Source organism: Proteus sp. TSJ240517, assembly GCF_047921575.1.
Classification (GTDB): domain Bacteria; phylum Pseudomonadota; class Gammaproteobacteria; order Enterobacterales; family Enterobacteriaceae; genus Proteus.
Genome location: NZ_JBLRMH010000001.1, coordinates 329,542 through 346,186 on the forward strand (window position 1 = coordinate 329,542; position 16,645 = coordinate 346,186).

The window sequence follows — 16,645 nt, forward strand, 5'->3', positions numbered from 1 at the left end:
CGTTTCCTCAGTTATTTCTTTATAATTTCACCAAACTTTTTATCTTCATTGGCCATAAATTGAGTGGCATCATCTCCATATAGCTCGATCACTTCAAATCCTTGTTTATTTGCAAACTCGGCTAATTCACCAGATGCATACACTTTTTTCATTGCAGCCGTGAGTTTATCTTGCACTTCTTTATCTAGCCCTTTTGGCGCAACTAGCATATTCCATGCTTGCAAATCCCAGTTATAAGGTGTGGCTTCTTTAAATAATGGTACATCAGGATAAAAAGCCGATTTCTCATTTGACATGATTGCCATATGCTTCACTAATCCTGCCTTTACCATACTGTCTGCCTCACCTAATGAAGAGGTCACAATATCAACACCACCAGAAGCAAGCTCTTGTAATGCAGCACTTGCACCTTGAGATGGGATAAAGCGAATGGCGTTATCAGGCAATCCTGCGGCACGCAACATACCAATAGTATTGAGATGCCAGATTGAATTTAACCCACTGCCAGATGCTTTTAATTTACCCGGATTTGCTTTTGCGTAATCAATAATTTCCTGTGCATTTTTAAATGGTGAAGATTTCCCAACCTGTAATCCACCATAAATAACGGCAAGACGTGTAATCGGTGTGTAATCTTGATAAGTTAAATTTGTCATTCCTTGATGATGCATCATGGTAATTTCAACCGTTGCAATACCTAATGTGTAACCATCGGGTTTTGCATTTTTAATGGCATCATGACCTACAACACCACTACCTCCAGTTTTATTTACCACATTAACGGTCACGCCTAATTCTTCTTGTAGCCCTTTAGCCGCTAGGCGTGCAACAGTATCAGTATTACCTCCCGCAGCCCAAGGAACAATAATAGTAATCGGCTTTTCTGGATATTGAGCAAAAGCTGGAAGTGTAAAAATGGAACTGCATAGGGTAAATGCCAGAAGTGTTTTTTTCATTATATGCACCTTTTCTCATTGCAGATTATTTGTGGTCGAATATCTTCGAGCCTTGATTTAAGGCGAGCCTGAACCTGAGAAAGTACAGGCATTGCTGTTACGCCTTTTTGTTCTATAAATGCAGAGAGGAAAGCACTGGCAAATAATACACTCTCATGCATTGTGCCTCCTGCCGCTATTTTTGAAGCAAATGCGCCATTAAAAGCATCCGTGGCTGCCATCGTATCCACTCGTAACGATGGCATAGGGGGAATATGAAAAGTGGCGCGTCCGTCAAAATAGACCACACCAAGCTCATCCATATAGATAATGACTTTCTTATTTTCATCACCTGAAATAACGTTAATCGCTTGTGTTGCGTCTTTAATATCGTTTATTTCAATGTCAGCCCAGTGTGATGCTTGATTTGCATTTAACGTAATAAAATCAAGAGTGGAATAAAGTTGCTTTAAATCTTCGCTATAAGGTGCAACATTAAGTACGATAATTTTATTAACAGACTTTGCAAACATCGCTGCTTTAATATTGGCTTCTATATTAATTTCACCTTGGAGCAATAACACATCTGCCTCACTTACATAAGGCAAAGAAATATCAATCTCCTGCTCAGAGAATGTATTGTTCGCACCTAAATAAGTCGCTGTAATATTGTTTTGTGTTTTATCTGCTAAATAACTAATTGAACTGCCTGTTGGCTCTATTTCTGTTTGAAAAATAGTGAAAGAATCAATTCCACTTTCTTGTAAATATTTATATGCATATTTACTAAAATGATCTTCACCAACTTTTGTTATTAAATGCACTTTCGCATCAGAAAAACTGGCAGCCATTGCCTGATTTGTTCCTTTACCACCAGGACCTATCGAATTGCTTTTAGAGTTAATTAACTCTCCGACTTTTGGAAAAGAATCGACATTGGCAATAATATCTACCACAAATGACCCAAGTACACAGACTTTGCCTTCTGGCTTTCTATCTTTACGTTCTCTCACGATTAATAAATCGTGCAATAAACATGAAATATCAAAACTATCACTAAATTTACTTATTTTTTTAATTTCTTGTTTCCCTAGTATGGCGCCACCATGACAACGTTTGATCAACCCTTCTCCTTCGAGGTATTTCAAATCACTGCGAATAGTTTCCAATGTGACACTGAATTTTTCCGCAAGCTGAGCCACTTTAACTTTCTTTTGTTCTCTGATGATGGTGTAAATTTCCTGTCGCCGTTCTTCTGAAAACATATAAAGTGCCTCCGTATCATTGATAACGAGAATAAGGAGATTAGGTCAGTGATTCTGCGATGGTATTCAAAACAAAAAACCAAAAACAGAAGCAAAACCAAATCAAAGCAATTTAGATCACATTTTTTTAACACAACATCAATTGGCATACGTTAAAAATGAGAGGTGAAACGAGTCGAATAATGAATGGAGATTTAGAAAAGAGAGGTAGAATCAGCCGTTCAAGAACGGCTGATAAAATAATAACTTAGATTATTACAGATGTGATAGTTTTAAAATGTAAATACCATGTTAAATAAAATCACCTTGGTATTTAATTTAACAAAGCATTAAGCAGATAAAAGCCCACTAATGTCAGCAACACGACCACTAAGGTATTACGTATTTTAAGCGCTAATCCTACACATAATAAGGTTCCCCAAAGATAAGGATTATCTAGAATACCTTTAAATTCGCCTTTTTCTAACAGCACAATGGGTGCACAAATTGCAGTTAATAAACAAGGTGCAGAATATCCTAATGCCTGTCTGATCACAGACGGTAATTTGACGGGGATCGCCGGTTCAAGAAAGAAATAACGCAACATAAAAATGACGAGTGCCAAAATTAATAATAACGACCATGTCATTTTTGTTCTCCTCTGGCTCTAGCAACACAAACAGCAATAAACATGCCTGTTAATCCACCAATCACTACGCCACCTTCTATATTCAACCAGCTGAAAATAATAGATAGGCAAAAAGAGACAATAACGCCTACTAATGTACTAAATGTTTTTATTAACGGAATAACAATTGCCAATAACGTGGCAACAATAGAAAAATCAAGATGATAACGAGATAAATCAGAAACTTGGCTTGCCATAATAATACCAACAATACTAACGGCAACCCACGCTAAATAAAAACATAATCCCGCACCTATCATATAAGCGGGTGTGAGTTTTACTTTAGGTTGTGCTGAAACAGCAAAAAGTTCATCCGTTAATAAAAAACCTATTGTAATGCGTTGATACCATTTTAAATGGGCAACATGAGGACGTAAGGTTAGTCCGTATAAAAGATGCTGAGCTGTAATAAAAAAGACAGAAACAATAATGGTCAGCATTCCCGCACCAGAAACCACTAATCCTAATGTCACCAATTGCGCCGCCCCTGCAAATATAATTGCAGACATTCCGACACTTTGTGCAAAGGTTAATCCTGCATCAACGGCCATTGATCCCGCTAATATTCCCCAAGGAATAACCGCAAGGCATAAAGGTAAAACATGCAAAGCACCAAGGCCAAAAGCACGCATTACTTGCCTATCTTCATTATTATTTTTGATTTTTTCCATTTACCTGTCTTCACTTTTAATACATTAATTCTATAGAGAATAATTATCAGTCAGTAAAGATAAATGATATTGCATAAAATTGCTCAATCTTATTTATGTCGTTGGTGTATTTTTGCTGGAACAAAAATTTGGTGAGTTTCTAAATTTGCTTGGTTAATTAATCCCATAATGAGTCGAAAGCAGTGAGAGGCTAATTCAGGATTATTTTGTGCAATAGTATCTATTGGTATCGATAATGAATCATAAAGATAGTGATCATCAAAGCCTGCTAAATAAACATCATCTTGCATGATTTTATTTTGGCTTAAATACCGTAATACACCCTCTAGCAAACCGCAGGCTGAAGTAAAAACAAACTTGGGTGGACGACCTAAAGACGCACATAAAGAGCCGAACATTTCATAGCCTGAACTTGGATGATAGTGCCCGTGAATGATCCACTCTGTTTTCAAATTAATATTGGCTTGAGAAAGCCCTTGCGTAAAACCTAAAAGGCGATCTTTTGTGGGTGAAATCGTTGATTGTCCACCTAAAAAGTAAAATTCATCAATGCCTTTTGTTGAAGCAATCTCCGCAATAAGTTGTTGTGTCGTGGTAGTTGAATCTGTGACAACAAAAGGTAATGTTGTACCGTCAAAATAACGGTCAAATAACACAACGGGAATTTGTTTACTTAAGCGCTGATATTCAAAATCATTTTGTAAACAAGAAGCCACAATCAAACCGTCGATTTGTCGTGATAACAAATGTTCTATTGCAAGAGTCTCTTGAGCCGCATTTTCATCCGTACAGGAAATAAGTAGCTGAATACCCGCTTCTCTACATAATATTTCTAGTTCATAAGCCACTGAGGCAAATCCGTAGTTAGTAATATCAGGAATAACCAATCCCAATGCATAACTGCGATTATCACGTAAAGAGCGAGCATGAATGTTAGGTTGATACTGATATTGTTGGGCAATAGAGGTAATACGCGCAATGGTGTCATCAGCAACACGCATCTCTTTACCTCGGCCATTCAATACCAAACTAGCTGTTGTTTTTGATACACCTGCTAGTTTTGCAATATCTGTAATAGTCGTACGCTTTTGTTTTTTCACTATTATTTTACTTAAGGCTGCATTTGCTGAATTTAAATTAATTTATTGTTTATCTAATCTTATTTAACTAAACAATGCATCATTTAATTGCCAAGTTGTTAGCTTTATTGTGTTTTTACCCGAAAAATTAATGATCTGTTTTGCTGAAGGGAAAAAACGACTACTCATCACACCCAAACCATGATTAAAGAAAATCTCCACGCTCGAACTGTCACATAATATTTGAAGATGTTTTATATCACCAGACCAGAAACGTGATTGCCATTCACCATTTTTAACACTACGACGTTTTAATATTGCTTGATTATTCTCAATGGTTAATTCAAGTGAATCAGAGAATTGAATTAAGAGAGAGTCTATTAATTCCACCTCTAATTCAACACAAAACCCGTTAATTTCAGGCGCATCATCTGCAATGCCTTGCCAATATTGTACATTTTGTCTGAGTTGCTGTAATTCTTTTACGGGTTGCTGATAAAGTTGCCCTTCGCTTATTTGTAATTCACGAGGACAGGTCATTTGATGTATCCAGCCATTAGCAATGGTCGGTTGATACATTTCCTCTCCATCAGGAACCCCCATCCAACCAAATAATAAACGCCTACCATTAACTTGTGTGGTTTGCGGCGCATAAAACTCAAAACCTGCATCAAGTTCGATTAAATCACCATGTTGAAACTGCAATGTTGAATAATCAAAACTGCCCATTAAATAAGCACTAGAGTGCGAATTTAAAAATCGATATTGCTCTTTTTTTATTCCTTGAGGACAGGTTAATAAAATAAAGTGTCCACTAAGTTCAAAGAGATCTGGGCATTCCCACATATAACCCACATCATCTAACCCACCTAAATGACTTCCTGCTAACTCGCCTATTAATTGCCATTGATATAAGTGAGATCCGCGATAAAGTAAAACCTTACCCTGTTTATCTAACGTTTGCGCCCCTAACACCATGTACCATTTATCGTTGTGTTGCCAAATTTTAGGATCACGAACATGTCCGCTATAACCTTCAGGGAGCCCTAAAACAGGCCCTAACTTATCAAAACCACCCTGCTGATTTTCAACTGCTAAACACTGCCATGCAGTGCGAGAGCCATCATCAAATTTTACATTTCCGGTATAACAAAGCGTTAATTGTCCTTGATTGATCACAGCACTGCCAGAATAACAGCCATCTTTGTCATAAAATTCATCAGGCAATAAAGCAATAGGTTGATGTTGCCAAGTAATAAGATCCTTTGAACGCCAATGCCCCCAACATTTATTTTTATGCTCACAAGACAGAGGCGCCCATTGATAGAAAAGATGATAATACTTACCATCAAAACAAAACCCATTGGGATCATTTAATAACCCAGTTATTGGCGCTAAATGCCAACGCGGATAGTATTTATCTTTTGCAGCTTTAGCACTATTACGCATAACCGCTTGTAAAATTGCAGATAATCCTTCGCTTTTTGTCATTTATGCAGACTCCACTTTATATTTCAGTAAAAGAGAAAGAACAAAAGCTGTTAAGAATGCGATCACTAAACCAATAACATAATTAATAATTGAACCCGCTTGTACAATCGCAATACCCGGAATAGCGGTAAGACCAACAGCGGTCATATAAACGTGAGAGCCAACAACCCAAGCGCCTCCAGCAGCACCTCCAATTAGTGCAGCAATAAAAGGTTTACCATAACGCAAATTAATCCCGAAAATTGCCGCTTCTGTAATACCTAACATCGCGGAGAAACCCGATGGGATCGTAATAGCTTTAATTTTCGCATCGTTGGTTTTAAACCAAACGGCAATACAGGCTCCTCCTTGTGCAATATTAGCCATCGCCCAAATAGGTAATAAGAAATTTACGCCAATATTCGGATTCCCTAATAATCCAGCTTCGACTGCATGGAAACTATGGTGTATTCCTGTAATAACAATAACAGAATAAAGACCACCAAAAATAAGCCCTGCAATCCAACCTGCCTGCGTAATTAACGTACTTAGTATTAATGAAATACCATCACCTAAAAGACGACCGACAGGTCCAATCACTAATAACGCAACAAAGCCTGAAATAATAACGGTTAAAAATGGCGTGATAATTAAATCAAGTGCATTAGGAACAACTTTACGTAATTGTTTTTCCAGTACACTCATAAACCAAACTGCCAGTAATACAGGGAAAACAGTTCCTTGATAGCCAATCATGGCGACTTCTAACCCAAAAAAATTCATGGTATTAAATCCAGCTGCAACCCCCCACGCGTTAGTTAAGGCTGGATGCGTTAAAATTCCGCCTAATGTCGCGCCAAGATAAGGATTTCCGCCAAATTCTTTTGCAGCAGTAAAACCAATAAGAATGGGCAAAATAATAAAAGCCGCGGAGCTACACATATCAAGCATGATATAGAGTGCATTATCGGGACTTACCCACTGGTTAGTTTTCATTAATCCCAGCAATCCCATTAATAAGCCTGACGCTACAATGGCAGGAATAATAGGGACAAAGATATTAGAAAGCAGTCTAGCTATTCGTTGAAATGGATTGAGCTTTTTAGCCGCAATATTTGCAGCCTCAGATTTACTAGATTCACTAATACCTGCGGCAGCAATAAATGCAGCATGTACTTTATTAACTAACCCTGTGCCGAAAATGACCTGAATTTGCCCAGCGTTACTAAAACACCCTTTTACACCCTCTAATTTATTTATTGCCTCTTTATCTGCTTTTGAGTCATCAACAAGAACAAGTCTTAAGCGCGTAGCGCAATGTGCTGCACTTGCGATATTTTCAGCACCACCTAATAAAGGCACAAGCTGGTGAGCAACTTTTTCAATATTCATCATAGCCTCTGTCATTCTTTTTTATTTATGTAGCGAGTATTTAGTTTAATTGAAAACTAAAACGGTTTAGCTAACAATTGGATTAAATAAAAATCAATTCAAGATAGCAATAAAAACTCAGGTAAAGGTCGTTTAATTGTGATCTTAATTACAAAAAAGCACGTTTATTAATCATGTTTTGACTCTTTTAAATAATTAAAAACAACGAAAAGCTAAACTATCTTTAATTTTTGTTTAGCTAAATGGGTTAATTAGTTGTTAGATAATTATAGCCCCTAAAAATGATAGTTAAGCATGAATAAAAATGACTATTGAACCAACAAAATCATATAGATATAAACAAGTAAGCAGGCTTAATAAATGTTACTGATAACATCCAAAAACTTAACTAATCGTTATATATTTATTTATATAAAGGTTGTTAATCAAATGATTAAATATAACCAATACAAAAACTTAAGATAACCTTAAAAACTGGTAACGCTTGTAATAAATCACTTTTCTTTGATGTAAAGCAACTACAACTTTCAGGAAATACGTAGTATCCACATTAACAGTTGGGTTTTATTGCCTACGTTAAAGTGCTTATTTTTTAACAACAATAACAATCATTATTTCTTTATAAGCTTATTAGCTGCTGTTTTTTCTTAAAATTTTAATAATCAAGTGAGTAATGTATGAAAAACATCAAAGAGATGGCGTTACTTTCCACTCCCTTATCTCGCCGTCGTTTTGTAAAAACAGGTGCAGCGGGTGGTTTAGCGATAACCGCAGGTGGATTATCACTCCCCTTTCATCAAGCCATTGCCTCGGAAACAAAACCAACAACGAATAGCGAAAAAGTCGTGTGGAGCGCATGTACTGTAAACTGCGGTAGTCGTTGCCCATTACGTATGCATGTGATTGATGGTGAAATTAAATACGTTGAAACCGACAACACGGGCAATGATGTCTACGAAGAATTACATCAAGTGCGTGCTTGTTTACGTGGTCGTTCTATGCGTCGCCGTGTTTACAACCCAGACCGTTTACGTTATCCAATGAAACGTGTAGGTAAACGTGGTGAGGGTAAATTTGAACGTATTTCATGGGATGAAGCGTTTGATACTATTTCAGATACCATGAAACGTTTAATCAAAGATTATGGTAATGAATCTATTTATCTAAACTACGGTACAGGAACATTAGGTGGCACCATGACGAAGTCTTGGCCACCAGGTGCAACATTAATTGCACGTTTAATGAATTGTTGTGGCGGTTATCTGAATCATTATGGTGACTATAGTACGGCGCAAATCGCAGCGGGCTTAAATTATACTTATGGTGGTTGGGCAGATGGTAATAGCCCTTCAGATATTGAAAACACCAAACTTGTCGTAATGTTCGGTAATAATCCGGGTGAAACCCGTATGAGTGGTGGCGGTGTCACCTATTACGTTGAACAAGCTCGTGAAAAATCTGATGCACGAATGATTATCATCGATCCACGCTATACCGATACGGGTGCTGGTCGTGAAGATGAATGGATCCCAATTCGTCCAGGAACAGATGCTGCATTAGTTAATGCATTAGCTTATGTCATGATCAAAGAAGACTTAGTTGATAAGCCTTTCTTAGATAAATATTGTGTTGGTTACGATGAAACCACTATGCCAGAGGGTGCGCCAAAAAATGGCCACTATAAAGCCTATATTTTAGGTAATGGTGCAGATGGTCAGCCAAAAACGCCTGAGTGGGCGGCGCAGATCACTGGTATTCCTGCTTCACGCATTGTTAAATTAGCCCGTGAAATCGCAACAGCGAAACCTGCTTATATTACACAAGGCTGGGGTCCTCAACGTCGTTCTAACGGTGAGCTTGCTTCTCGTGCTATCGCAATGCTCTCTATTTTAACAGGTAATGTGGGAATTAACGGCGGTAATACTGGCGCTCGTGAAGGCTCTTACAGTATTCCTTTTGTTCGTATGCCAACCTTTACTAACCCTGTTACCACCAGCATTTCTATGTTTATGTGGACAGATGCCATTTTACGTGGTCCAGAAATGACGGCAACCCGTGACGGTGTTCGTGGTAAAGACAAACTTGATGTACCAATCAAAATGGTATGGAACTACGCGGGCAACTGCTTAGTAAACCAACATTCTGAAATCAATCGTACTCATGACATTTTGCAAGACGATAAAAAATGCGAAATGATTGTGGTGATCGATAACCATATGACAGCATCTGCTAAGTATGCCGACATTCTGCTTCCTGATTGCACAGCATCAGAACAAATGGATTTCTGTATGGATGCATCAGCAGGTAATATGGCTTATGTTATTTTCGCTGATCAGGCAATCAAGCCTCGCTTTGAAAGCCGTAATATCTATGAAATGACAAGCGAAATTGCAAAACGCATGGGGGTGGGTGAAAAATTCACTGAAAACCGAACACAAGAAGAGTGGCTACGTCACCTTTATGAGCAATCTCGTCAAAACTTACCTGAACTGCCGACTTTTGAAGAATTCCGTGCTCAAGGTATCTTCAAAAAACGCGATCCTGAAGGTCATCACGTTGCTTATCGTAAATTCCGTGAAGATCCTGAAAACAACCCATTAACAACGCCATCAGGTAAAATTGAGATTTATTCTTCTCAACTTGCCGACATTAAAGCGACATGGGAACTCGCGTCTGACGATGTGATTGATCCACTGCCTATCTACTCTGCTGGTTTTGAAAGCTATGGCGATCCAGCAATGGAAAAATATCCATTACAAATGACAGGATTCCACTATAAATCACGCACCCACTCAACGTATGGCAACGTTGATGTCTTAAAGGCAGCTTGCCCTCAAGAAATATGGATCAATCCTGTTGATGCTACTAAACGCGGTATCAAACACGGTGATTTAGTGCGTATTTATAACGATCGTGGTGAAGTTCGGATCAATGCGAAAGTCACACCTCGTATTTTACCGGGCGTTGTCGGCTTAAGCGAAGGTGCTTGGTATAACCCAGACAGTAATCGAATTGATCACGCAGGTAGTATTAACGTGTTAACGACACAACGCCCTTCACCTCTCGCTAAGGGTAATCCTTCTCACAGTAATCTTGTTGAAGTCGTCAAGGCGTAAGGAGTCTGGTTATGTCAACGCAATATGGTTTTTATATTGATTCAAGTCGTTGCACCGGCTGCAAAACCTGTGAACTGGCGTGCAAGGATTTTAAAAATTTATCCCCTGAAGTGAATTTCCGCCGTATTTATGAATATGCGGGTGGTGATTGGACTGAGCAAGATGGCGTTTATACACAAAACGTGTTTGCTTATTACCTATCTATTTCGTGTAACCACTGTGACGATCCAGCTTGTGCCAAAGTTTGCCCAAGTGGCGCGATGCATAAACGTGAAGACGGCTTTGTTGTTGTTAATGAAGATATTTGTATCGGTTGTCGTTATTGTCATATGGCTTGCCCTTACGGCGCACCGCAATTTGATGAAGTCAAAGGTCATATGACCAAATGTGATGGTTGCTATGAACGTGTGGCTGAAGGCAAAAAACCTATTTGTGTCGAATCTTGTCCACTGCGTGCATTAGATATGGCACCTATTGAAGAGTTACGCGCTAAATATGGTGATTTAGCTGAAATTGCACCACTTCCTTCAGCAAAATACACCAAACCAAATATTGTCCTTAAATTAAATGCCAATAGCCGTCCTGTGGGTGATACCACTGGTCATCTGGCAAACCCAGAGGAGGTGTAAGATGGTGGGATTGCATGAATGGCCACTAATGTTTTTTACTGTTATCGGCCAAAGTGTTGCGGGTGCCTTTATTATTATGGGGTGCGCTATCCTTTCGGGTAAGCTTTCCGCAGAAATGAACCGAAAAGTGCATTACAGCATGTTTGGACTCTGGGCATTAATGGGTATTGGCTTCTTATTATCCATGATGCATATGGGAACCCCATTACGCGCATTTAACTCATTACTTCGTTTGGGTCATTCATCATTAAGTAATGAAATTGCTAGCGGTTCAATTTTCTTTGCGCTGGGAGGTATTTACTGGTTACTGGCTGTACTTAATAAAATGCCTGTTGCATTAGGCAAATTATGGGTCGCACTGGTTATGGTATTAGCTGCATTATTTATTACGGCTATCTCTCGTGTATACCAAATTGATACTGTTCCGACTTGGTATAACAGCTATACCACATTTAATTTTGTGCTAACGGCCTTTATCTGTGGTCCTATTTTAGCGGCACTCTTAATGCGTATTGCAGGTTTTAATCTAAACTGTGTCAGTGCATTGCCATTACTCAGTGTTATCGCCATTCTTGTGAGTGCTATTGTGGCAACATCACAAGGTTTTGAATTAGGTTCTATTCAAACCTCTGTGCAAAAAGCGGTGGATTTAGTCCCTAACTATGGAGCTTTGATGGGGATTAAATTAGTGGCTTTAGTCTTAGGCTTGAGTTGTTGGATTGCCCCACTGTTACGTAAAAATAACCCTTCGATTGCTTTGTTAACATTGGGCTTTATTTTAGTGTTTGCTGGTGAGTTTATAGGACGCGGCGTGTTCTATGGTTTACATATGACTGTCGGCATGGCAGTAGTGGGTTAATTAATTTCTCACCCTTCTAAACCGCTGTAATAGTTAAAAAGCACACTCTTTTTATCTGTTATGGCGGTTTTCCTTTTATATTACGGTATCGCTCTTTTTTAATCTTCGTCATTATGTTTAGATAGAAAATCGCATATAGTAAAGACAATAAATCTAAGCGGATTATAAAAATATTATGGAACAACAACTTATTACTGATATTTCTCTCACTGCCCGTATTTTAGGCGCGGCTTTTTATTATGCACCTACTGAGAAAAGTGACATTGTCGAGCTGCTGTCTAGTCAAAAGTGGGTTGAAGAATGGCCTTATGGCAGTGATGAAGAAAAGCAACGCATTGCTAACCTTCTTTCACAAACTGCATTAGCGGAAGAAACTTTAGCACAGGCATATCAACGTTTATTTGTTGGCCCTTACGCACTGCCTGCGCCACCTTGGGGCTCTGTTTACCTTGATCATGAAAATGTATTATTCGGTAATTCAACATTAGATCTACGTGAATGGATGCTAGAAAATGGCATTGATATTGCGTTAACTCAAAATGAACCTGAAGATCATTTTGGTTTAATGGTGATGATGGTGGCATGGATTGCAGAAACTCGTCCTGAAAAATTAAATGAGCTATTAGCAGAACACCTTCTGCCGTGGGCTTATCGTTATTTAGAGAAGTTATCTCTGCAAGGTGCATTCCCTTATTATGAAGGTTTAGCTATGCTGGCGACATTAACGCTAAAAAACTGGCAATCTCTGCTAAATATCACCCCTGCTGAAAAACAGTTATTTTGCTAATAACTGTTTTACTAATAACAAAATAGCGTTACTAATAGATAGACCAGCCTTAATGGCTGGTTTATTATTTTAAGAGCTATAGAAATTTATTTAATCTTTTATTTAATTCTAATTCAATCACTGTCATTTTTTCTATCATTTCATCAAACCCCCAAGGCAACTGAGCATTTGGAAAAAGATCGTCCATATTATTCCAATCTTTTTTATATAATTTATATAGCTCACCTGTAGGCACTAATCTAAATTTCCCACTAAATTTAGGACAACATGCATCTTGGCTTTTTCTGTAAAATAGCCTTTGGAAAATTAAATTATCTCTATGTAGCTTTATATTAAAGCAATTTTCTTTATCGTTTTCATAAATCATCCAAATATCGTAAAGATGACGCGCATATTTATTAGCTAATTTAACGCCATTTCGTTTTTCACTTTTAAGAATGAGTTCATGAGTAGCATACATTTTTTCTACAACTGTTCTTTCTGGTTTTAATGCAATAACATTAAATTTCTCTTCTTTAAAAAAACTTATACAATCACCCAGCATATGGTTAATATGTATATGTTCAATTGGATGATTATTTGAACGACCGCCTGTTTCTAATAGAACGCGAGGTTTCACTGTTTTATTAGCATAATGTTCTTTTGGCAAACTCTGTGGATAATAAATAGCTAGGTTAAGAGGAAACTGACTCTCTATTTCAATTCTAATATTATTATCTAATAAACTAAGGTTATTTTTTAATTCTGGAGTTAATATTTCCTCAACAAACATTTTAGATTTCCTAGCCATATAGGAAATAAATGAATCGATAATCTTATTCTTTGCATTATTGTTTGGAACAGTATTGCTACACTCTAATAGCTCTAATGAAAAAGAGAGATCAATATCTTCAGACATTCTATTTATTAGATTAAAGCATTTTGATAAACTCGTTCCACCTTTAAATATTAATGCAGGTTCTACACATCCTAATTTAGGCTCAATGACAGTAAAGATGATTTTTAATATTTGACATATCCAAAAATCCTTTTCAATGATAAATGCTGGTAATTTTTCTGAATGAGATAAGGATGCTGCTAATAATGCCTCTTCTCGCTCTTTATTACTTAATTGAATAAATTGATTCATTTTTATTTTCTAATTTTACCGTAATCCATTCCATAGATTTAGGAAGTGCTTGCAAGAATGCTTGTTGAGCATCTAACGATAATAATGAAATAAATATATAGTGGATCTTATCTTCATATTTTTCAAAATTGTTTGCATTAAGGCCAGTTAAACATGACCATAACAGTAATGCATTTTTACGATCGTCAATATTTTGAATATGAAGGTGCTTAGTAAATTTACCCAAAGATTCTTTGTATTCAAGTTTTATTGGTAGATGATAAAAATCTGTTCTTATTCTCGCTGTGACAAAATATTTATACACCATAGGTAATTGTGTACTTAAACCTAAAGCATTCATTGCTGAAGTTGATGCCAATACATACTCTGCTTTTTTGGTTGATGTTATTGTTTTAATAACCTCTTCAGGATCTACGGGAATTTCGCCAAAACGTGATACTTTAGGGCGATAATAAGTTCCTTTACCCACTCGCTTAACAACACCTTCAGACATTAGCCTAACCATCTCTGCAGAAACTGCATTAGCTTTAGATATCAATTTTTTACGATCAATAATTTGCTCAAAAGTAAATACTTTTCCGAATCGTTGATGGGTAACATATTGACGCACTGAATGTGCAATATTGATCCTCATAACTCCTCCTATTTCTGTATATAAAGCATATATAAAGTTCAAAGTATTGTCATTAGTTGACAGTTTAACTTGTCATGTTATGACAGTTATTAATGTGTTTTATTAATAGCTATTTTTATACTTTTTTTACACTTCTCACCTCTCTTTTATCAACATCTTTACAGCCCATTCAGTACGCTCACTCAATCTAAATAGTAAAAGGATTGTTCTGATGCTGATATTCGGTGCTGTGACGTTAGTTGTTTTGCTCACTGCTTATCTTATCTATGTGTTATTCCACGCAGAGGCATTTTAAAAATGGCAACAACGATGTTGATCTATCTTGCTGTTTTTCTGATCACATTATTAGTGATGGGGAAAATGCTTGGACATTATTTAGCTCGCCTTATTGAAGGTGACTTACCTCATTGGGTTACTCAAACCGAACATGTTATTTGGCGTTGTTGTGGTTTTAAGCCCGCAGGAAAAGCAATCCAGCCGATGAGCTGGTATCACTATATGCTTGCCCTACTTATTTTTAACTTAATGGGCGCAATTCTATTATTTGTCATACTGCTTAACCAAGGCTATTTACCTTTAAACCCTCAATTTGCATCTAATATGAATTGGGACTTAGCGTTAAATACCACAATTAGCTTTATCACTAATACTAATTGGCAAGCTTACAGCGGTGAAACCGCAGTGAGTTATTTAAGCCAAATGACAGGGCTTGCGGTGCAAAACTTCTTATCTGCAACAACGGGTATTGCTGTCGCTTTTGTTTTAATTAGAGCGCTAACACAGTCCTCTTGTTCCTCATTAGGGAATGCATGGGTCGATATTGGGCGCATTACATTATATGTCCTACTCCCTTTATCAATTGTTTGGTCACTGTTATTTGTCAGCCAAGGGGTAATACAAAACTTTCACCCAGCGGTATTAAGCCAAGGTCTTGATGGTCAACAACAATGGTTACCTATGGGGCCAGTTGCTTCTCAAGAAGCCATTAAATTGTTAGGAACAAATGGCGGTGGCTATTTCGCGGCAAACTCTGCCCATCCTTACGAAAATCCAACATCATTAAGTAACTTCTTGCAGATACTTGCCATATTTCTTATTCCTACTGCCTTATGTTTTGCCTTTGGTCGTTTAAGTGGAGCACAGCGCCAAGGTCATACCTTACTTTGGGCTATGACGTTTATTTTTATTGTTGCTGTTATTGTGGTCACTTGGGCTGAATGGCAAGGAAATCCAGAATTTATCTTTGCTGGTACAGATAGCTCGTTGAATATGGAAGGCAAAGAAACGCGCTTTGGAATAATAGGTAGCGCTATTTTTGTTGCTGTCACAACAGCAGCATCTTGTGGTGCAGTTAATGCCATGCATGACTCGTTAACCGCTTTAGGTGGCATGGTGCCAATGTGGTTAATGCAAACAGGAGAAGTGGTATTTGGTGGTGTAGGATCAGGATTTTACGGCATGATCCTCTATGTATTATTAGCGGTGTTTATCGCTGGATTAATGGTTGGTCGAGCACCTGAATACCTTGGTAAAAAGATTGGTGTTGCCGAAATGAAATGGGTAGCGGTTGCTATTTTAATTTCTCCTGCCGTTGTTTTATTAGGTACAACCCTCGCCTTATTTACTGATGTTGGTCGTGGAGCCATTTTAAATCCAGGTCCTCATGGCTTTAGTGAAGTGTTATATGCCTTTACTTCTGCTGCTAATAATAACGGTAGTGCTTTTGCTGGGCTTAATGCCACCTCACCTTTTTACAATCTATTATTAGGGCTTTCCATGTTGATTGGTCGCTTTGGTGTCATGTTACCTGTTTTAGCTATCGCAGGTAGTTTAGCCGTGAAAAAGCGTCAGCCAGAAAGCTTAGCAACACTCTCTACCACTTCACCGCTATTTATTTTGTTATTGATCCTCACTGTATTAATGATCGGCGCTTTAACTTTTGTTCCGGCATTAGCACTTGGCCCTATTGCAGAACACTTACAGCTGTTCTGGGCTAAATAAGGAAACGTATC

Annotated in this window: 14 protein-coding genes; 5 read left to right on the plus strand and 9 right to left on the minus strand. The window is 37.7% G+C overall.

The window, feature by feature from the left end; all coding sequences use genetic code 11:
* Nucleotides 1-11: 11 nt before the first annotated feature.
* The 7 genes from ACNARN_RS01575 to ACNARN_RS01605 all read right to left on the minus strand — a co-directional run bounded on the left by ACNARN_RS01575 (nucleotide 12) and on the right by ACNARN_RS01605 (nucleotide 7,479).
* Entirely contained in the window at nucleotides 12-956 is a 945-nt protein-coding gene (locus tag ACNARN_RS01575) for a tripartite tricarboxylate transporter substrate binding protein (RefSeq protein WP_102086691.1), read from the minus strand.
* A complete protein-coding gene (locus ACNARN_RS01580; protein WP_102086690.1) occupies nucleotides 956-2,200 on the minus strand; it encodes a PfkB family carbohydrate kinase in 1,245 nt (414 codons plus the stop codon). The genes ACNARN_RS01575 and ACNARN_RS01580 overlap by 1 nt, the downstream gene beginning before the upstream one ends.
* Before the next feature lie 313 nt (nucleotides 2,201-2,513).
* Entirely contained in the window at nucleotides 2,514-2,828 is a 315-nt protein-coding gene (locus ACNARN_RS01585) for an AzlD domain-containing protein (protein WP_075673103.1), read from the minus strand.
* On the minus strand, nucleotides 2,825-3,538 hold the full coding sequence (locus ACNARN_RS01590; protein WP_226892290.1) for an AzlC family ABC transporter permease: 714 nt from the start codon (nucleotides 3,536-3,538) through the stop codon (nucleotides 2,825-2,827). The genes ACNARN_RS01585 and ACNARN_RS01590 overlap by 4 nt, the downstream gene beginning before the upstream one ends.
* A gap of 89 nt (nucleotides 3,539-3,627) precedes the next feature.
* On the minus strand, nucleotides 3,628-4,638 hold the full coding sequence (locus tag ACNARN_RS01595) for a substrate-binding domain-containing protein (RefSeq protein WP_198619491.1): 1,011 nt from the start codon (nucleotides 4,636-4,638) through the stop codon (nucleotides 3,628-3,630).
* 63 nt (nucleotides 4,639-4,701) lie between these two features.
* Nucleotides 4,702-6,108 carry a sucrose-6-phosphate hydrolase gene (locus ACNARN_RS01600; RefSeq protein ID WP_198632144.1) on the minus strand — a complete coding sequence of 469 codons (1,407 nt, stop codon included), beginning with the start codon at nucleotides 6,106-6,108 and terminating at the stop codon, nucleotides 4,702-4,704.
* Entirely contained in the window at nucleotides 6,109-7,479 is a 1,371-nt protein-coding gene (locus tag ACNARN_RS01605; RefSeq protein ID WP_198632145.1) for a sucrose-specific PTS transporter subunit IIBC, read from the minus strand.
* A gap of 677 nt (nucleotides 7,480-8,156) precedes the next feature.
* On the opposite strand from ACNARN_RS01605, the gene dmsA reads away from it, so the two are divergent.
* The 4 genes from dmsA (at nucleotide 8,157) to dmsD (ending at nucleotide 12,870) form a co-directional block, all read left to right on the plus strand.
* Complete coding sequence (dmsA, locus tag ACNARN_RS01610) at nucleotides 8,157-10,595, plus strand: dimethylsulfoxide reductase subunit A (RefSeq protein ID WP_102086686.1); 2,439 nt, start codon at nucleotides 8,157-8,159, stop codon at nucleotides 10,593-10,595.
* A gap of 11 nt (nucleotides 10,596-10,606) precedes the next feature.
* Nucleotides 10,607-11,224, plus strand: a complete 618-nt coding sequence (locus tag ACNARN_RS01615; RefSeq protein ID WP_023582154.1) for a DMSO/selenate family reductase complex B subunit — start codon at nucleotides 10,607-10,609, stop codon at nucleotides 11,222-11,224.
* A gap of 1 nt (nucleotide 11,225) precedes the next feature.
* Nucleotides 11,226-12,083, plus strand: coding sequence for a DmsC/YnfH family molybdoenzyme membrane anchor subunit (locus ACNARN_RS01620; RefSeq protein WP_368887652.1), 858 nt, complete (start codon nucleotides 11,226-11,228; stop codon nucleotides 12,081-12,083).
* Nucleotides 12,084-12,258: 175 nt separating this feature from the next.
* The gene (gene dmsD / locus ACNARN_RS01625; protein WP_102086684.1) at nucleotides 12,259-12,870 is read left to right on the plus strand and encodes a Tat proofreading chaperone DmsD; all 612 of its coding nucleotides are present in this window, start codon (nucleotides 12,259-12,261) and stop codon (nucleotides 12,868-12,870) included.
* Between the two features lie 76 nt (nucleotides 12,871-12,946).
* Here dmsD and ACNARN_RS01630 read toward each other — a convergent pair whose 3' ends face one another.
* Nucleotides 12,947-13,999: a nucleotidyl transferase AbiEii/AbiGii toxin family protein gene (locus ACNARN_RS01630; RefSeq protein ID WP_102086683.1), complete on the minus strand. Its 1,053-nt coding sequence runs from the start codon at nucleotides 13,997-13,999 to the stop codon at nucleotides 12,947-12,949.
* A complete protein-coding gene (locus ACNARN_RS01635; protein ID WP_102086682.1) occupies nucleotides 13,974-14,633 on the minus strand; it encodes a DUF6088 family protein in 660 nt (219 codons plus the stop codon). Before ACNARN_RS01635 ends, ACNARN_RS01630 begins: the two co-directional genes overlap by 26 nt.
* Before the next feature lie 297 nt (nucleotides 14,634-14,930).
* On the opposite strand from ACNARN_RS01635, the gene kdpA reads away from it, so the two are divergent.
* Entirely contained in the window at nucleotides 14,931-16,634 is a 1,704-nt protein-coding gene (gene kdpA / locus ACNARN_RS01640; RefSeq protein WP_416304056.1) for a potassium-transporting ATPase subunit KdpA, read from the plus strand.
* Nucleotides 16,635-16,645: the final 11 nt, after the last annotated feature.